Consider the following 17,306-nt stretch of genomic DNA (forward strand, 5'->3'; position numbering starts at 1 on the left):
AGCCCGCCCGCCTGAGGTAGCGATGGGCAAATTCTGAAGGAGGATACCATGGCTGCTTTGCTCGACACGATCGACCCTGAAGGGCTCGAAGAATTTTCGGTGGTGTTTACCGACCGCGCGCTGAACCACATGTCTGGCGCGTTCCAGCAGGTGATGCGCGACATCTCTGGCATGCTCAAAGAGGTCTATGGCGCCGATGCGGTGGCTGTGGTCCCCGGTGGCGGCACCTACGGGATGGAGGCCGTGGCGCGTCAGTTCGGCCGCGATGCCGAAGTGCTGGTGGTGCGCAACGGCTGGTTCTCGTTCCGCTGGAGCCAGATTTTCGACGCAGGCGGATTCGCCGCTTCGACCGAGGTGATCAAGGCGCGTCAGACCGGCAACGGCGTCACCGCCCCCTATGCACCCGCACCGATCGACGACGTGGTGGCCCGCATCCGCGACACACGCCCGACAATTGTGTTTGCCCCGCATGTGGAAACCTCGTCCGGGATCATCCTGCCCGATGACTATATCGCAGCGTTGGCGGCTGCGGCGCATGAGGTCGGCGCGTTGATGGTGCTGGATTGCATCGCCAGCGGCTGCATCTGGGTCGATATGCGCGCCACCGGCGTGGATGTACTGATCTCTGCGCCGCAAAAGGGCTGGTCGGCCACGCCCAGCGCCGGTCTGGTGATGATGTCTGATCGTGCGGTGGCGCGTCTGGCCGAGACGACGTCGGACAGCTTTTCCGTTGATCTGAAGAAATGGCACCAGATCATGCAAGCCTATGAAAACGGCGGTCATGCCTATCACTCCACAATGCCGACGGACAGTCTGCGCGCCTTCCGCGATACCATGGCCGAAACACGGGACTATGGGTTCGACAAGCTGAAACAGGCGCAATGGGCGCTTGGCAACGGCGTGCGCGCGATGCTGGCCGAAAAGGGCGTGGCCTCGGTCGCTGCCGAAGGCTTTTGTGCACCGGGTGTGGTGGTCTGCTACACCAGAGATCCCGAGGTCCAGTCGGGCCGCGCCTTTGCCGCCCAGGGAATGCAGATCGCGGCCGGCGTGCCTTTGCAATGCGACGAACCCGAAGGGTTCAGCACCTTCCGGTTGGGTCTTTTTGGTCTCGACAAACTGTATGACGTGGACGGCACCATCACCCGTCTGCGTCGGGTCGTCGATCAGGTGTTGTGATACAGCCGGGCCGCGCGTCAGGGATTGACCTGCGGCCTCACTCGATCCATGGTGCGTGTGCCCAGGCCCAGCGACATCAGCCCCTTGCGCAGTGGCGTGAGTGCAAATAGCGCCTCAAGCCCCTGCGCCCGCAAATCCCGCAACAGCGGGGCCTGCGCCATCGACGCGCGGTTGAGCAGCGTGATCCCGGCGACGCGGGCGCGAATATCTGCCCCGCGCGCGCGGGCATAACGATCCAGCATGTGACGTGTCCCCAAACCGGTCCGGTCTGCCACTGCGAGATCCAGCAGCACGCCCAGATCGGTCAGGCTCATGTTCAGCCCCTGCGCGCCAATCGGTGGCAGCACATGCGCGGCCTCGGCCACCAGCGCCACGCGCTCCCCCACCAGCCGGTCCGCCTGTTGCGCAATGATCGGCCAAAGCGTGCGTCGCGACGCCAATGTCAGCGGCCCAAAGAGATGGCAGGACCGTTCGCTCATAGCGGCCTCAAAGGCGCTGTCGTCCAGTGTCATCAATGCGTCGGCGTTTGCGGTCGTCTCCATCCAGACAATCGCCGAGGATGGTTGCCCGTCTACATCCGGTAGTGGAACCAAGGTGAATGGCCCGCCAGTGCGGTGAATTTCGGTTGAAACATTGCCGTGGGGTACGGGATGCGTGACGGCAAAGGCCAGTGCCTTTTGACCGAACCGGGTGGTGGTGACGCTGATCCCCGCCGCCTTACGCATGGGGGAACCGCGCCCGTCGGCCGCGATCACCAGCCGGGTCTGCACACGGGCGCCATCGGTCAGCGTGACGCGGGCCGAGCCAGAGCGCGTGAAAAGCGACTGCGTCGCCGTGCCGGGGCGATAATCTACGTCGGGCATTCGCCGTAGATGTGCCGCCAATTCACGCCGTAGCAGCCAGTTGGGCAGGTTCCAGCCAAACGGAAGCTTCGATATATCCTCGGCCCGGAAATCGCGCGACACGCGGGAGGCGGGGTCCGCGCCTCCGGCATCGACGATGCGCATGGTCTGCAAGGGCGTTGCGTGTTCCGCCAACCTGGCCCAAACACCGGCCGTCTCCAGAAACGCGCGGGCAGGTTGCAGAAACGCGGTGCTGCGCAGGTCGGCGCCCGCCGTTTCGCGGTCGGTGACAGGTGGCGCGGGATCGACGCAGAGGATTGAAAATCCCTGTGCCCCGAAGGCCGCCGCCGCCGTTAGTCCGGCAATGCCGCCACCGGAAATCACGATGTCACAGTCCATTCTGGGCTCCTGTCCCGGTGATCCTGCAGACCTGCGTCGCCAGTCTCAGGTCAGCCGCGCAAGAAAGGTGTTCAGATCATCGGTATGATGGTGAATATGCGCCGCCTCAAGCCGATCCGGTGCCACATGTACCGTGCGCATTCCCATTTCATGCGGAGCGGTCAGGTTACGTGGATCATCCTCGAACATCGCTGCGGTTGCGGTGTCGGTGCCATCGCGTGCGAAGATGGCGTCAAACGCTGCGCGTTCGGGTTTTGGTGCGAAATCAGCATGTTCCACGCCATAGATCGCGTCAAACGCGGCATCTAATCCGCGCGCCCTCAGCACCTGCGCGGCATAGGGGGCCGAGCCGTTGGTATAGACGATCTTGCGCCCCGGTAATTCAGAGATCAGCCGCGCCAGATGGGGATCCGGCACCAGCGCGTCAAACGAGATGTCGTGAACCTCGTGCAAATACGGCGCGGGGTCTACGTCATGTTCACGCATCAACCCCGCCAGCGTGGTGCCGTAGGTCTGCCAATACTGTGTGCGCAACTGGTTGGCGCGCGTCTTGTCGATTCCCAGCGCCTGCATGACAAAGCGGGTCATCCGCTCCTCGATCTGATCGAACAGACGCGCGGCAGGCGGGTACAAGGTGTTGTCGAGATCGAACACCCAGTGGCGGACATGCGAGAAGCTCTTTTTTGTCATGACTTCAGGGTAGTGCGTTTCTGCGTGGAACGGAACTGAAATCCGCAACTGTACAGGTCAGCCTTTCGGGTGAGGGGGTCGCCCGGCATGTCGGATCCCCGCGATACTTGATTGCACATGCATTGCGGGGCTAGGGTGGCGGACAGCGCCAAAGGAACCCGGATGACCCAGACCAAACCGCAGCAAAAGGACGCCTATGCGCTGATCCTCGAAGCGATCGACGTCGGCGTCTATCGCCCCGGCGATCGTCTGGTCGAAAGCGATCTTGCAGAACGGTTTGGTGTGTCTAGGACGCCGATTCGTGAGGCATTACAACGGCTTGAAACCCAATCTTTATTGGCGCGCGACGGTCGATCACTGATTGTGGCGTCGCTGGATCACAACCAGATGGCCGAACTATATGCGGTCCGGACCGAGCTTGAGGGGTTGGCCGCGCGGCTGGCTGCACGTCACGCCACAGCAGAGGAACTCCAGGTTCTGAGTGACATGGTGGTCGACGATCATGCACTTCTGGGTGATCCGCAGGCGCTGTCCCGGGCCAACCGGCGGTTTCACAAGCAGATCCACCTTGCGTCGCACAACCGCTATCTGGTGCAGCAGCTTGATCTTGTTCACCGGTCCATGGCGTTGATGGCGACAACGTCGCTGGCCGCTGACGGAAGGGGCGAGGTCGCGCTGGCGGAACATCAGGCGATTGTGGATGCGATTGCCAGGCGTGATGAGGCGGCGGCCTACCGCGCGTTGCGCGATCATATCTCGGTGGCGTTTGTGACCCGGCTCAAACTCGATTCGCAGTCTCGGCGCGCATAGGTTCAGTCGGGCGGCAGGTCGGCACCGGCGCTGTCGGGCAGGGAATGGCCATGCGCGGTTTTATCCCAATAGAATGGTCGGGCGACAACCTCGTACAGCGCCTTATAGGCGGCAAAAACTGCCAACGGAAAATAAAGGATCATCGTCGGAATCCATAGCATCAGCCTTTGATGCGGGCTGCGTGCCACAGCGGCGATGGCCACGATGAGCGATATCGCTTCGCTGGTCAGGAATAGTCCGATCAGTGCGGTCAGCCAGGACGCCGTCAGGATGCCGTCCAGCGGATGCGGAAGGCCAATAAGTTTGAGCCAAAAAGTCCACAAAATCGGCGCCAGAAGAACCTGAAGGATCGACGACAGGAAAAAGATGTTGAACCCAACCGCCTTCCAAGTCCCCAGATCCCGCCACAGCCGCAGCGGATGCCGTATATGCACAAGATAGGTGATCATATAACCCTTGAGCCAACGCGAGCGTTGCTTGACCCAAGGCCACGGCCGGTTGTTGGCCTCTTCGCGGGTCACACTGGCCAGCAGTTCAGTGCGGTAGCCATAGCGGGCCAGTCGGACGCCCAGATCGGCGTCTTCGGTCACATTGTGCGCGTCCCAGCCTTGTACATGATCCAGAGCGGTGCGGCGGAAAAACACGGTGGTCCCACCCAGCGGGATCGGAAAGCCAAGCCGGGCGACACCGGGAAGAACAACCCGAAACCAAGTGGCATATTCGATGGCAAAACACCGCGAGAGCCAATTGGCGCGCGGGTTGTAGAAATCCAGAATGCCCTGCAGGCAAGCCATCTGAGGTGGCGCGCGGCTGAACCGCCCGGCAACGCGCAGCAATTGATCCGGGGCAGGGGCATCCTCGGCGTCATAGATGCCAATGATTTCTCCGCGGCAAAACCGCAGCACATAATTGAGCGCGCGCGGCTTGGTGGTGATGCTGCCCGATGGCACTTCGATCACGCGGATCCAGGACGGCAGGTGCACCGCAGCCAGTACCGAACGGGTCTGTTGGTCCGTTGCCTCAAGCGCCAGAATCACATCAAGCTGCGCACGCGGGTATTGCAGCCGATCAAGGCGGGCCAGAAGCGCCTCGGCAATACGCTCTTCTCGATACAGTGGCACCAGAATCGACATCGTCGGCGTCACGCCCTGTAGGACGGTGTCTGCTATTGGTCCCGAGCGATGTGCCGCAATAGCCGCGCCAACTTTGAGGATCTGTGCAAAAATCAGCGCAACAAGGGCGAGCGCAAAGGCTGCGGCAAAGAACAGCTGTGGGGAAAGCGCGAGGATACACAGGCAGAGGCTGGCAAAGAGCAATCCAATTGCCGTGCGGCGCGGAGTCAGAAGATTGAGATCACGGCAGCTTTCCTCGGCCCGGACCCAATGTTCCGCGTCGCGCACCAATTGTGGCCCGTGGCGGTCGGCGATGATGGTCTGAATATCGCGCTCCAGTGCCAGCGCCATCGTGACCGGGCCGATATCGTCCGGTAACAGGCTGTGCAATGCGTCAAAATCGTCGGGCCGGGCAGTCGCAATCAACAGCGTATCGCCGATACGATGCCATGGCAGGATACCGTGTGACAGGCAAAACTCTGGTGCAAGTAGCGTGTTCAGTTGCGGGTCGGGCGGGGTGCGCGCCGGATCGACTTGCGTCGCACCCCAATGCAGCGCCTGGGCATGCAGCACGGTTTCAGGGGTGGCCAGAGCCTCTGCCACAACAACCTGAGCAGGGGTTGCACCAGTTTGCCGCGCCATGGTCAGAACCCGCAGCATATCCTCGGCCGCGATGCCCCCGTGTTCCATCAACACGCGGGCAAGCGGTTGCGTCCGGGCAGAACCGGACTGTGCCCGCTGGCAGTCAATCAGTCTGACGCGATTTTCGGACATACCGAACCCCAGATTAACGGAGTGTCCTGTATGCATAACCTCTGGTTAATTGATCGTTAAAGCGCAGCAGATTTTGTTGACGATTTGTTCAGATTTTGGCCATTGAGGCGGCAAATCGTTCGAACAGGTAGAAACTGTCCTGCGGGCCGGGGCTTGCCTCGGGGTGATGCTGCACTGAAAATACCGGGCGATCCGCCATCCGAATCCCGCAGTTTGAGCCATCAAACAGCGACACATGCGTCTCGACCACACCTTGGGGCAGGCTCTGACTATCGACGGCGAATCCATGGTTCATCGAAGTGATCTCAACCTTGCCGGTGGCCACTTCCTTGACAGGGTGGTTGGCGCCGTGATGGCCGTGGTTCATCTTGACCGTGCGGGCCCCCAGCGCCAGCGCCAGCATCTGATGGCCAAGGCAGATGCCAAAGACCGGGATCTCTGAGCGGTCGAGAATGCTCTGAATCATCGGCACCGCATAGCTGCCGGTCGCCGCCGGATCACCGGGGCCATTGGACAGGAACACGCCATCTGGATTTTGCGCCAGCACATCCTCGGCTGTGGCGGTCGCAGGCATCACAGTGACGTCGCAACCGGCCGAGGCAAGGCAGCGCAGGATATTGCGTTTGGCACCATAGTCGATGGCGACAACCTTGTGCTTCGGCTCGGTCTGGCGGGTGTAGCCGTCGGGCCAGGCCCATCGCATCTCGTCCCAGCGATAGGACTGTGCACAGGTCACATCGCGCGCGAGGTCCAGACCGGTCAGACCCGGAAAGGCCCGGGCCTTTTTCACCAGCGCGTCGATATCGAATTCGCCATCCGGATTGTGCGACAGCGCCGCATGGGGCGCACCCTGCTGGCGGATCGCACGGGTCAGGCGGCGGGTGTCGATGCCACCGATGGCGATGCGGCCCCGTGTGGCCAGCCAATCGCCCAGCTCTTGCGCGGCGCGCCAGTTCGACGATTGCGTCGGCATCCATTTGACGACCATACCCGCGGCGACCGGATCTGCAGTTTCGTCGTCCTCGGGGGTGACGCCGGTGTTGCCGATATGCGGAAAGGTAAAGGTGACGATCTGCCCGGCATACGACGGGTCTGTCATGATCTCCTGATAGCCTGACATGGCAGTGTTGAAACACAGCTCGGCCACAGTATCACCAACAGCGCCAAAGCCCTGTCCGTAAAAGATGGTCCCATCGGCCAGAACTAGGCAGGCGGTGGGCTTGGAATTCATGGTGTCTGGCATGGCGCGACTCCGTTAGGGGGTCAAACTTGGCGGAACCTAAGGGCGGGGCCAGTGAGGGTCAAGGCCTGAATGAAATTGTGATATTCAATCAAAACAGGGACTTGTCGTAACGTCGGCGCAGTTGCGCGGCGCGACGGATTCGCATAGGGTCGGAATTTGCGAAATCAAGGGGATGGCGGATCAATGGATTTGCGGACACGCGTCAACGCGGCGATGAAACAGGCGATGCGCGACAAGGCGGTTGACCGGCTGTCGACGATACGATTGATCAACGCGGCGATCAAAGATCGCGACATCGCGGTGCGGGGAGAAGGCAACGATGAGGGGGTGGGCGAGGACGAAGTGCTTGCCATCCTTGGGAAAATGGTCAAGCAGCGCCGCGAAAGTGCCAAGACTTATGAAGAAGGAGGGCGGTTGGATCTGTCCGAACGGGAGCTGGCCGAGATCGTGGTGATCGAGGAATTCCTGCCACGCAAGCTGTCAGACGATGAGGTGGCCAAAGCCGTGGACGCGGCTGTGGCCGAAGTCGGCGCGAGTTCGATCCGCGACATGGGGCGGGTGATGGCGGTGCTCAAAGGCAAGTATACCGGTCAGATGGATTTTGGCAGCGTCGGACCGATGGTCAAGGAACGGCTGTCTGTCGGTTGATCCGATACCCGGCGTCTCAGGGCGCCGGGAAGTCTGCGGCAATTTCGGACAAGGTGGCGGGGGCGGTGATGCGAAACCGTTCGACAAACCGGGTCTTGAAGCCGACGCGCCCGCGCCGCGCGCCAAAATTTTCCCCATGGTTCAGAACATAGAGCACGGCAGGCCGTGACAGCGGCGACAGCCGGTGACCCGCGAGCCGCGCAAGATACGGGAACATCCGGTGTTCGTGCTGCGTCATCGCCCGCAGGAACGCCCCCCCCTCGGACATCTGCGGATCGTGATATAATGCGGTGCACGAGCCACACAGCTTCCAAAACGGTTTGCGCAACGGTCGGCTCAGGTTGGGCGCATCCGCCAGCGCAATCGCGCCAGTGGCGTAGTCCATGACATACCCTGACTGCACCAGATAACCGCGCGCCTGTCTTTCCAGCATCTCAGCCACCGCCGCGCGGTGCAAAAGATCGTCGGCATCAAAGCTCATCACATACCCGGGGATCGGTTCCAACGCACCAAGGTGGTCACACAGCGCCGCCAGCTTGCGCCATTTGTCATTACCCGGAGTGGGGTCGTCAAACGGCAGATGGGTGATACGCGGATCGTCGGGCAGGGTGGGGCGGGTCTGGCAACAGATCACCGCGCGCCAGTTCGGGTTGGTTTGGTTCAGCAGGCTTTGCAGCGTGGTCGCCAGTCGCGCGCTGACGGCGGCCCAATCGCGAACGTGATGCGCGCCGACCAGCGGGATCAGAAATGTGACGATCTGCGCCTTGGGTCGCGCGTGCTCGCGCATGGCCAGCCGCAGCTCCAGCGCGGCGCGTTCGGACGCGACCAGCGCCGCGCCGTGGCACGACAGTTCTGGGCCAAAGGTGACGGCAGCAGCCAAAAGTGCCGCGCGCTTGAGCTTGGGTGAGGCTGGGATCTGCGCCATTTAGTGCGCCATCCGGCGCAAGCAGTCCGACAGATCACCATAGAGCGCCATACGCTCGTCCTCGGACAGAAAGGCACCGATCTCGACCTCGCGGCCTGCACCGGCTAGGGTGATGTAATTCGGTACCGGTCCGCCATCGGGGTGCAGCCTCAGTTGTGCCCAATAGGGATTGCAGTGCCATTCCCGTGCCGCTTTGCGCGGATCGTGGCGCACCAGACGCATATCGTCGGGGGTCACGGTCAGCACCTCAAGGATCTGCCGGTCCCGGTCATTGCGCCGCAACGCATAGTAGACCCCGCCAAGCGCCAGCATCACAAAGGGCAACAGACCCCACATCAGGATTGTTCCCAGCATCACAAACAACGGCAGGGTGGCCAGCGCAAACGTGCCCAGCATGAACGCCGCAAAGCCGCGTGGCGGCAGGGATTGATGCGGCCAGAGGCGCAGCTCTTGGGCCGGGTCGGCGGGGGCTTTCTGAATCCAGTTATATGGCATGCTGATCTGCTTCTAGCATCCGCACGCTCGGTGTCTAACGGGAATTTGCCGCAGGGCTGAGCCAGCCGGTCGTGACAGCCTGCGCCCAGTCGGCACGGCCATGGCCACGGGCGGCGTCTGCCATGCGGCTGGCGTCATAGGGCAGGGTACGGAACGTCGCGTGCCAGCCGCCCGGGCCGCGTTCAAGCAGTGCATATGAGGCGTCGGGAGTGCCGGTCTGCATGATATGAGGCACCGGGTGGATGTCATCATATGCCGGGCAGCCGACGCTGCCGGGGTTCACAATCAATGGCCCGTCGGGGATTCGGATACTGCGCGGAACGTGTGTGTGGGCGCAGAGAATCAGGCTGTGGGGTAGGTCAGTCACGTGTGGCGTGATCAGATTCAGAGGGGCGGCATGTGGCGTGCCGTCGGGCGTCAGAGTTTCAAGCCAGTAGGTTTCGTCATCCGTCGGGGTCGCGTGACAGAGCAGGATATCATCAATGGTCAATGTCGCGGGCAGGCTGCGGAGCCAACTCAGGTCACGCGTTGACAGCTGATCATAGGCGACCGCGTCGGATGGATGCATCTCATGGCGTGGGGTTTCGATCAGATAGCGGTCATGGTTACCGCGGATCGCGCTCAGCTGGCGGCTGTGCAGCAGCGTCGCGGTGCCAGCGGCATCCAGTGGGCCGCTGAAATGATCGCGCAACACCACAAGATCACTTACCCCAAACGCGTCAATATCCGCCAGCACGGCGCGCAGGGCGTCAGCATTTCCGTGGATATCGGCAAGTGCGGCAAAGCGGATCAGCATCCGGTGATTTGGGCGCGCCGTCGATGTCAAAGCAAGTCCGTTTCGCGTCGACGTCAAAATTTATCAATGATCAGCCAAATGCTAAAAGGCCCCGCACAATGGCGGGGCCTTTCCGGTGTTGTGAAGGGGCGAAGCGGACGCTTAGTGAGCGTGGCCCTTGTCCCAGTCAGACTGTTTTGGCAGCTGCTCGAACGTGTGCTCGGGCGGCGGCGACGGCAGGGTCCATTCCAAGGTATCCGCGTATTCGTTCCAGGGGTTGGCCTGGGTGCAGGCGGCACCTTTGCGCAGTGTCCAGACCATCACCCCGATGAAGAAGATGAACGAAGCGAAGGAAAGGAACGCCCCCAGCGACGATACATAGTTCCAGGTGGCAAACGCCTCGGGGTAGTCGATGTAGCGGCGCGGCATGCCTTGACGACCTAGGAAGTGCTGCGGGAAGAAGGTGATGTTCGCACCGATGAACATGGCCCAGAAGTGCAGCTTGCCTGCCCATTCAGGATACATCTTGCCGGTCATCTTGGGGAAGTAAAAGTAGATCCCCGCAAAGATCGCAAAGACCGCGCCCAGCGACATCACATAGTGAAAGTGCGCCACGACATAGTAGGTGTCATGGTAGGCCCGGTCGATGCCTGCCTGAGACAGGATGATGCCGGTTACGCCGCCCACGGTGAACAGGAACAGGAAACCAAAGGCCCAGAGCATCGGTGTCTTGAACTCGATCGAGCCCCCCCACATGGTCGCGATCCAGCTAAAGATCTTGACCCCTGTGGGGACCGCAATGACCATCGTCGCCATCATGAAATAGCTCTGCTGCGTCAGTGACATACCCACGGTGTACATGTGGTGCGCCCAGACCACGAAACCCAGCGCGCCAATGGCGATCAGCGCCCAGACCATCGGCAGATAGCCAAAGATCGGTTTGCGCGAGAAGGTCGCGATGACGTGGCTGATTATACCGAAACCGGGCAGGATCACGATGTACACTTCCGGGTGGCCAAAGAACCACAGGATGTGCTGGTAGAGGATCGGATCGCCCCCGCCTGCCGGGTCGAAGAAGGTGGTGCCAAAGTTACGGTCGGTCAGCAGCATGGTGATCGCGCCCGCCAGAACCGGCAGCGACAGCAGAATCAGCCACGATGTGACAAAAATAGACCACGAGAACAGCGGCACCTTGAACAGGGTCATGCCGGGGGCGCGCATATTCAGGAAGGTGGTGATCATGTTGATCGCGCCCAGGATCGACGATGCGCCTGACAGGTGAACCGCAAAAATGGCGAGGTCCATCGACAGGCCGCCTTCGCGCACCGACAGGGGCGGATACAGCACCCAGCCGACACCCGAGCCAGCCTGACCGTTGCCACCCGGAGCCATGACCGAACAGACCGCCATGGTGGTGCCCGCGACATACATCCAGAACGACAGGTTGTTCATGCGCGGAAACGCCATGTCAGGCGCGCCGATCTGCAACGGCATGAAGTAGTTGCCGAAACCGCCGAACAGGGCCGGAATGACCACAAAGAACATCATCAGGATGCCGTGACCGGTGATCAGCACGTTCCAGAGGTGGCCGTTCGGCGTACAATCCGCAACGGCGGCGGCAAAGAAGCGCGCGCCTTCCATGCACATGTACTGCACGCCGGGGTGCATCAGCTCCAGCCGCATGTAGACGGTGAAAGCGACAGAAACGAAACCGGCCAGACCTGCAACGATCAGGTACAGGATGCCGATATCCTTGTGATTTGTGGACATGAACCAGCGGGTAAAGAATCCACGCTCATCCGTGTGATCGTGGCCGTGAATGGCGGCGTCTGCCATGTGTGCCTCCTCGAAGGTGATAATTTGGGCGTAGACGGAGGACCGCCGCGCTTGAGTGTTCTCTGTTACACGTTCTAGAACTTGCGCACGTCACGGGCAATGACCGCTTTTGCCGCAGAGCGAACATTTTTGTCGCAGGGCCTTGCAGACGCGACGCAGTATCCCGTGAGGGAGGTGTCATGGGGGGGGTGGGCGCCGGGACACAGGTCGCACGCCATCGTGACGGGGGATCAGTCTGCGTCGGCTGACTGTGTTAGGGCAGGAAAGACCGTATCAAAGCTGCGGCGCAGGGCGATATCAACATCCGCCATCGTCACGGGCAGGCCCAGATCTACCAGGCTGGTGACGCCGTAGTCGGTGATTCCACACGGGACGATGCCGTCGAAATGTTCAAGATCCGGCTCGACGTTGATTGACAGGCCATGAAAGCTGACCCATTTGCGCAGACGGATACCGATGGCGGCGATTTTGTCCTCGGCGATGTCGCCGTTGACGGTCGCCGGACGATCCGGGCGTTCAATCCAGACACCGACGCGGCCTTCGCGGATATGGCCGGTCAGATTGAATTCGGCCAGGGTTGAGATCACCCAAGCCTCAAGATCCTGAACAAAGCGGCGCACATCGCGACCGCGGTTGCCCACGTCCAGCATCACATAGGCCACACGCTGGCCCGGGCCGTGATAGGTGTATTGTCCGCCGCGCTGGGTTGTATGGACCGGAAAACGATCCGGATCGACCAGATCTGATGCTTTGGCCGAGGTGCCCGCCGTATAGAGCGGGGGGTGTTCGACCAGCCAGACACATTCCAGCGCAGTGCCTGCGGCAATGGCTGCCGCGCGCGCTTCCATAAACGCCACGGCGTCGGCATATTCGGTCAGACCGTCAGAGGAGATCCATTCAATCATACCGGGCGACGTAATCCCGCACGCTTGACAGGTCAACCATTCATGGCGGACACTTCGGCAACTGCATATTTCCGGTCGTCGTTTATTAATATCTGCGCCGGTTTTTATAATTCCTGGGTTTGGTTATTTGGAGTCGGATGATGACAAGTCGAAATGGATTCAATATATTGATTGCTGCCGCAATCGCATTGGCGCCGGTACCCGCCCTTGCAAATGATGCGCTGATCGGCGGGCTCGTCGGGGGAATCATCGGCGGTGCCATCGCCAATCAACCGCGGCAGCGCACAACGCAGAAGGTTTATCGCAAATCCACGACGACCAAGAAAAAGGCAGTTTCTAGCGTCTCCTCCGCCACTCGGAACGCCAATCGCGAGTCGCAAACCGCGCTGAACTATTTTGGGTTTAATTCAGGAACGCCAGACGGGGTTCTGGGATCGCGGTCGCGTTCGGCCATCTCTGCCTACCAGGCGCATCTGGGCTATACGCCCACCGGTCAACTGACACAGTATGAGAGGGATTTTCTGATTTCCGCCTATTACCGCGCCCAATCGGGCGAGCCAGCGACGTCACAGCTTATTGCGTCGAACCCGCAGGGCGTGCGTGGTTTGTTGACCGTATATCGCGACGAACAGCTCAACGGCAGCGGCAATAGTGCCACATCGGCGATCGGAGGGCATTACGGTCTGCCCAGCATTGTGGCCCAAGCGGTGCACGAAATCGCCAAAAGTTCGGATCCGTCGGCGGAACAACTGGTGCAGCGGTCCGGTTTTATCCAGCTATCGGACATCAATGGCGACGGGCAGACAGATTACATCCTTGATACCTCGGTCACAGGCAGCGCGTTTTGGTGCAACGCGCAGACCTGTTCCGTGCGAGTGTTTGCCTCAACCCCGGATGGGTATGAGCGCAACGATTTTCAGGCGTTCAACGTGACCCCGGCGATGTTCACCTGCCAGCGTGGCCATTGCGCCAAGACCGGTTCACCCGAAACGCAGATGGTGGCGGCTCCGATGCTGCCCACACCCGCGCCGCAAACGCAACTTGTCGCGACTCCGGTGCCCACGGCACAGCCGGTGGTCAAGTCCGCGCCGCAAGTGGTCGCCGCCGCACTGGCGCTGCCCGATTTCTTTGGTGGTGCGCAGGCGGCGGCGCCGTCACTCGCGTCCCATTGCAACAAGGTCAATTTGCTGACGTCTACCAACGGTGGCTTCACCACCGAGGCCACTCTGTCGGACCCGGATCTGGCGCTGGCCGAACAGATGTGTCTGGCGCGGACCTATGCCATTTCGGCCGGTGAGGATCTGATGGCCAAGGTGCAGGGCGCAACGACGACGCAGATCGTTGAACAGTGCAAGAGCTTTGGCCCGCTGCTCAAGGATCACGTGGCTGCCGTTTCGTTGCAATCGCGCGACGAGGTGCTGCGCGGGGTCGCAGGTTTTGTTCTGGCGTCGGGCATGTCGCCCACCCAGCTTGAGGCGACGGCGCGGATTTGCCTGTCAGCGGGCTACAAGCTTGACGATATGCAGGTTGCAATGGGATCGGCGCTGCTGCTGGTGTCGCTGGGGAAGGCCCCGTACTCTGAAATTCTGGGTCATCACCTGAGCCAAGGCTACGGTGCCGCACAGCGCGATGATCTGGCGCTTGTATGGTACAAGGATGCGCTGGATGCGTTGCAGAGCGGCGTCACACCCGTATTCGCTCCGGGGCAACCGGAGCGGTCTGGCCTGATCCGAAAGGCTTCGATGATGCTGGGCGGCAACGCGTCAGCCGTGGTGTTGGCGCCTGTGCCTGCCTCGGCGTCGCTGCCTGTGTTCACAGTTAGCGAATAACAACGGTTTCGCTGTTGGCGGACTGGCGGCGGCTGGGATCAATCAGCGCCGCCAGTTTCGTTCCTGACGTACCATGTCAGTGGCCCAATGCTGCTGCTTCGGACGCCAGTTCGGTAATCGCCTTCCAATCGCCCTTGGCGACCAGATCTTTGGGCGCGACCCAGCTGCCCCCGACGCAGAGGGTGTTCGACAGGGCCAGATAATCCGGGGCATTCTTTAGGGATACGCCGCCGGTCGGGCAGAACCGGACCTGCGGAATCGGCGCACCGATTGCTTTGAGCGCAGGCACGCCGCCGTTGGCTTCGGCGGGAAAGAACTTTTGTACTGTGTAGCCGCGTTCGAGCAGCCGCATCGACTCGGAAGCCGTAGCGACGCCGGGCAATAGCGGCAGGTCCGCGTCTTCGCAGGCTGACAGTATGGTGTCTGTGGCACCGGGCGAGACGCCGAATTTGGCACCCGCGGCGATGGCTGCCTTGACGTCAGCCGGTGTCAGAAGGGTGCCAGCCCCGACTGTGCCGCCTTCGACCTTGGCCATCTCGCGAATCACGTCGAGCGCCGCAGGGGTGCGCAGCGTGACTTCGAGCGCGGGCAACCCTCCGGCGATCAATGCTTCGGCCAGGGCGCGGGCGACGCTGGCGTCTTCGACGACCAACACGGGAATCACCGGGGCGAGGCGACAAAGCGCTTCGGATTGGGTGCTGGCTGCTTGGGGAGTGAGCATGAGGTACCTCGGGATTTTTGGCCAGGGCCGGATTTTGCGTATTTTTGAAGAGAAGAAGCTGAAAGAGCGTCAGACAACCACAGCTGCGCCATTGGAGGCAAGGCCAACATTGCGTCGGAACACTTCGAACAATTCGCGGCCGACGCCGTGTCCATTGTCGGACAGGTCCGCAGTCGCCGGTGTTCGACCCTCGAAATCCGGGGCGAGGCAGGAAATTGAGCCTGCCACGGCATCAAGGCGGATTATGTCGCCGTCGCGGACACGGGCCAGCGGACCGCCCAGGGCCGCCTCGGGGCAGACATGGATTGCTGACGGTACCTTGCCCGATGCGCCGGACATGCGTCCGTCGGTGACAAGCGCGACCTTGAGCCCGCGATCCTGCAGCACGGCCAGCATCGGGGTTAGGCTGTGCAATTCCGGCATGCCGTTTGAGCTGGGGCCCTGAAAGCGGACGACGATCACAGTATCTGTTTTGAATTCACCGGCCTTGAACGCGGCTTTGACCGCGTCCTGGTTTTGGAATACGCGGGCGGGGGCCTCGATGATGTGGCGTTCGGGTGCCACGGCTGAAGCCTTCATCATGCCGTGGCCAAGATTGCCATGCAGCTGCTTGAGGCCGCCAGTGGGCAGGAACGGATCGGCTGAGGGACGCAGAATCTTGTCGTTGAGGCTTTTGCCTGCGCCGGGGCCGTAGTGCACGCGGCCATCAACCAGTGTTGGTTCCTGCGTATAGAGCGTGAGGCCGTCACCCGCGACGGTCTTGACGTCGTCATGCAGCAGGCCGACGTCCAGCAGGTCGCCGATCATGTAGCCCAATCCGCCAGCCGCGTGGAAATGGTTCACGTCAGCCAGCCCGTTGGGATAGACCTTGGCCATCAGTGGTGTGACCGACGAGATCTCGTCGAAGTCCTCGAGTTCGAGGTCAATGCCGGCGGCGCGGGCCATGGCGGGCAGGTGCAGCACCAGATTGGTCGACCCGCCGGTGGCCATCAGTCCGACGATGCCGTTCACAAATGCCTTGGCGTCCAGAATGTCGCTGACGGGGCGGTAGTCATTGCCCAGAGCGGTGATTTCCAGCGCCCGTTCGGCACCGGCCACGGTCAGTGCCTCGCGCAGTGGCGTGTTGGGGTTGACGAAGGACGCGCCGGGCAGATGCAGGCCCATGAACTCCATCAGCATCTGGTTCGAGTTGGCGGTGCCGTAAAAGGTGCAGGTGCCGGGGCCGTGATAGCTCTCCATCTCGGCTTTCATCAGGGCGTCGCGACCGACTTCGCCATTGGCGAATTGCTGGCGGACTTTTGATTTCTCGTCATTGGGCAGGCCGGAGGTCATCGGACCGGCGGGCAGGAAGATGCCGGGGATGTAGCCGAATGTGGCGGCTGCGATCACCAGACCTGGTACGATCTTGTCGCAGACGCCCAGGTAAATCGCCGAATCGTATGTGTTGTGGGACAGGGCCACGCCCGTTGCCAGTGCGATCACATCGCGGGAAAACAACGACAGCTCCATGCCGACCTGGCCCTGCGTTACACCGTCGCACATGGCGGGTACTCCGCCTGCGACCTGTGCCGTGGCGCCCTGAGATCGGGCGGCAGCGCGAATGATGTCGGGATATTTTTCGAAGGGCTGGTGTGCCGAAAGCATGTCGTTATAGGCTGACACGATGCCAATATTTGGCGCGCGGCTGACAGCCAGCGCATCCTTGTCGGTCCCCATAGCCGCGTAGGCATGGGCCTGATTGCCGCAAGTCAGGTGGGCGCGGCGCGGCCCTTCCTCGGCGGCTTGGGCCATCCGGTCCAGATAGGTGGCGCGGCGCGTGGCGCTGCGGCGTTCGATGCGATCTGTGACTTTGGCAATCGTTGCATTCAGGGTCATGGAGTGCTCCTTGTCCCGAGGGAGAGTGTCCCGAGGTTTGCGTTGAGGCAAGCTTAGTTCAGTTAGCGCTAACAGTCCAGTGCGGCATAGGGTCCGCCGCTGAATTCTAGGCGATATGGGCGCCGATGTGCAGCAGGATTGGCCAAGACTGCCCATTTTGCGGCAGCGCGTCTGTGTCTGACCAGAAACCACGGCCCAGACGTGTAAAAATGGCGTGGGTCGCCGCGTTGTGGTGCTTTCCTCTAGTCGCA

General features: G+C 61.4%; 15 protein-coding genes. 4 read left to right on the top strand and 11 right to left on the bottom strand.

Translation table 11 applies throughout. The annotated features are described in order from the left end of the window. Positions 1-48 precede the first annotated feature (48 nt). Positions 49-1,176 carry an aminotransferase class V-fold PLP-dependent enzyme gene (locus IMCC21224_RS08615; RefSeq protein WP_047995000.1) on the top strand — a complete coding sequence of 376 codons (1,128 nt, stop codon included), beginning with the start codon at positions 49-51 and terminating at the stop codon, positions 1,174-1,176. A gap of 17 nt (positions 1,177-1,193) precedes the next feature. Here IMCC21224_RS08615 and IMCC21224_RS08620 read toward each other — a convergent pair whose 3' ends face one another. Together IMCC21224_RS08620 and IMCC21224_RS08625 are read right to left on the bottom strand one after the other, a co-directional pair. Then, entirely contained in the window at positions 1,194-2,417 is a 1,224-nt protein-coding gene (locus IMCC21224_RS08620; RefSeq protein WP_047995001.1) for a UbiH/UbiF family hydroxylase, read from the bottom strand. 45 nt (positions 2,418-2,462) lie between these two features. Continuing rightward, complete coding sequence (locus tag IMCC21224_RS08625; protein ID WP_047995002.1) at positions 2,463-3,107, bottom strand: pyrimidine 5'-nucleotidase; 645 nt, start codon at positions 3,105-3,107, stop codon at positions 2,463-2,465. A gap of 162 nt (positions 3,108-3,269) precedes the next feature. Between IMCC21224_RS08625 and IMCC21224_RS08630 the strand changes: the two genes are divergently transcribed. Then, entirely contained in the window at positions 3,270-3,917 is a 648-nt protein-coding gene (locus IMCC21224_RS08630) for a GntR family transcriptional regulator (protein WP_047995003.1), read from the top strand. 2 nt (positions 3,918-3,919) lie between these two features. Here the strand turns inward: IMCC21224_RS08630 and IMCC21224_RS08635 are convergent, their stop codons facing one another. Both IMCC21224_RS08635 and carA read right to left on the bottom strand, forming a co-directional pair. Further along, positions 3,920-5,803 (bottom strand): glycosyltransferase, encoded by a 1,884-nt coding sequence (locus IMCC21224_RS08635; protein WP_231582045.1) that lies wholly within the window; start codon positions 5,801-5,803, stop codon positions 3,920-3,922. A gap of 88 nt (positions 5,804-5,891) precedes the next feature. Beyond that, positions 5,892-7,046, bottom strand: a complete 1,155-nt coding sequence (gene carA, locus IMCC21224_RS08640; protein ID WP_047995004.1) for a glutamine-hydrolyzing carbamoyl-phosphate synthase small subunit — start codon at positions 7,044-7,046, stop codon at positions 5,892-5,894. Positions 7,047-7,229: 183 nt separating this feature from the next. Here carA and IMCC21224_RS08645 point away from each other — a divergent pair, with 183 nt between their 5' ends. Beyond that, positions 7,230-7,694 carry a GatB/YqeY domain-containing protein gene (locus tag IMCC21224_RS08645; RefSeq protein ID WP_047995005.1) on the top strand — a complete coding sequence of 155 codons (465 nt, stop codon included), beginning with the start codon at positions 7,230-7,232 and terminating at the stop codon, positions 7,692-7,694. A 16-nt stretch (positions 7,695-7,710) separates the two neighbouring features. On the opposite strand, the gene IMCC21224_RS08650 is transcribed toward IMCC21224_RS08645, so the two are convergent. The 5 genes from IMCC21224_RS08650 to lipB all read right to left on the bottom strand — a co-directional run bounded on the left by IMCC21224_RS08650 (position 7,711) and on the right by lipB (position 12,630). Next, complete coding sequence (locus tag IMCC21224_RS08650; RefSeq protein WP_047995006.1) at positions 7,711-8,619, bottom strand: hypothetical protein; 909 nt, start codon at positions 8,617-8,619, stop codon at positions 7,711-7,713. Next, positions 8,620-9,114, bottom strand: coding sequence for a DUF2244 domain-containing protein (locus tag IMCC21224_RS08655; RefSeq protein ID WP_047995007.1), 495 nt, complete (start codon positions 9,112-9,114; stop codon positions 8,620-8,622). It lies immediately after the preceding gene. A gap of 34 nt (positions 9,115-9,148) precedes the next feature. Then, positions 9,149-9,940 carry a metallophosphoesterase gene (locus IMCC21224_RS08660; protein WP_231582046.1) on the bottom strand — a complete coding sequence of 264 codons (792 nt, stop codon included), beginning with the start codon at positions 9,938-9,940 and terminating at the stop codon, positions 9,149-9,151. Positions 9,941-10,051: 111 nt separating this feature from the next. Further along, positions 10,052-11,725: a cytochrome c oxidase subunit I gene (ctaD, locus tag IMCC21224_RS08665; RefSeq protein ID WP_047995008.1), complete on the bottom strand. Its 1,674-nt coding sequence runs from the start codon at positions 11,723-11,725 to the stop codon at positions 10,052-10,054. 230 nt (positions 11,726-11,955) lie between these two features. Beyond that, positions 11,956-12,630 carry a lipoyl(octanoyl) transferase LipB gene (gene lipB, locus IMCC21224_RS08670; RefSeq protein WP_047995009.1) on the bottom strand — a complete coding sequence of 225 codons (675 nt, stop codon included), beginning with the start codon at positions 12,628-12,630 and terminating at the stop codon, positions 11,956-11,958. A gap of 167 nt (positions 12,631-12,797) precedes the next feature. Here lipB and IMCC21224_RS08675 point away from each other — a divergent pair, with 167 nt between their 5' ends. Next, positions 12,798-14,459 (top strand): peptidoglycan-binding domain-containing protein, encoded by a 1,662-nt coding sequence (locus tag IMCC21224_RS08675; protein WP_231582047.1) that lies wholly within the window; start codon positions 12,798-12,800, stop codon positions 14,457-14,459. Positions 14,460-14,535: 76 nt separating this feature from the next. Here the strand turns inward: IMCC21224_RS08675 and IMCC21224_RS08680 are convergent, their stop codons facing one another. Both IMCC21224_RS08680 and edd read right to left on the bottom strand, forming a co-directional pair. Further along, positions 14,536-15,180 carry a bifunctional 4-hydroxy-2-oxoglutarate aldolase/2-dehydro-3-deoxy-phosphogluconate aldolase gene (locus IMCC21224_RS08680; protein ID WP_047995011.1) on the bottom strand — a complete coding sequence of 215 codons (645 nt, stop codon included), beginning with the start codon at positions 15,178-15,180 and terminating at the stop codon, positions 14,536-14,538. 69 nt (positions 15,181-15,249) lie between these two features. After that, positions 15,250-17,055 (bottom strand): phosphogluconate dehydratase, encoded by a 1,806-nt coding sequence (gene edd, locus IMCC21224_RS08685; protein ID WP_047995012.1) that lies wholly within the window; start codon positions 17,053-17,055, stop codon positions 15,250-15,252. Positions 17,056-17,306 lie beyond the last annotated feature (251 nt).

Origin of the sequence: Puniceibacterium sp. IMCC21224, assembly GCF_001038505.1 — a bacterium.
Lineage (GTDB): Bacteria > Pseudomonadota > Alphaproteobacteria > Rhodobacterales > Rhodobacteraceae > Puniceibacterium.

What these genes read in the sequence shown, in the direction of transcription:
- IMCC21224_RS08620 (WP_047995001.1), bottom strand. Translation starts at nt 2,417, where the DNA reads ATGGACTGTGACATCGTGATTTCCGGTGGCGGCATTGCCGGACTAACG.
- IMCC21224_RS08630 (WP_047995003.1), top strand. Translation starts at nt 3,270, where the DNA reads ATGACCCAGACCAAACCGCAGCAAAAGGACGCCTATGCGCTGATCCTC.
- IMCC21224_RS08680 (WP_047995011.1), bottom strand. Translation starts at nt 15,180, where the DNA reads ATGCTCACTCCCCAAGCAGCCAGCACCCAATCCGAAGCGCTTTGTCGC.
- ctaD (WP_047995008.1), bottom strand. Translation starts at nt 11,725, where the DNA reads ATGGCAGACGCCGCCATTCACGGCCACGATCACACGGATGAGCGTGGA.
- carA (WP_047995004.1), bottom strand. Translation starts at nt 7,046, where the DNA reads ATGCCAGACACCATGAATTCCAAGCCCACCGCCTGCCTAGTTCTGGCC.
- IMCC21224_RS08615 (WP_047995000.1), top strand. Translation starts at nt 49, where the DNA reads ATGGCTGCTTTGCTCGACACGATCGACCCTGAAGGGCTCGAAGAATTT.
- IMCC21224_RS08650 (WP_047995006.1), bottom strand. Translation starts at nt 8,619, where the DNA reads ATGGCGCAGATCCCAGCCTCACCCAAGCTCAAGCGCGCGGCACTTTTG.
- IMCC21224_RS08645 (WP_047995005.1), top strand. Translation starts at nt 7,230, where the DNA reads ATGGATTTGCGGACACGCGTCAACGCGGCGATGAAACAGGCGATGCGC.
- IMCC21224_RS08625 (WP_047995002.1), bottom strand. Translation starts at nt 3,107, where the DNA reads ATGACAAAAAAGAGCTTCTCGCATGTCCGCCACTGGGTGTTCGATCTC.
- edd (WP_047995012.1), bottom strand. Translation starts at nt 17,055, where the DNA reads ATGACCCTGAATGCAACGATTGCCAAAGTCACAGATCGCATCGAACGC.
- lipB (WP_047995009.1), bottom strand. Translation starts at nt 12,630, where the DNA reads ATGATTGAATGGATCTCCTCTGACGGTCTGACCGAATATGCCGACGCC.
- IMCC21224_RS08655 (WP_047995007.1), bottom strand. Translation starts at nt 9,114, where the DNA reads ATGCCATATAACTGGATTCAGAAAGCCCCCGCCGACCCGGCCCAAGAG.
- IMCC21224_RS08635 (WP_231582045.1), bottom strand. Translation starts at nt 5,803, where the DNA reads ATGTCCGAAAATCGCGTCAGACTGATTGACTGCCAGCGGGCACAGTCC.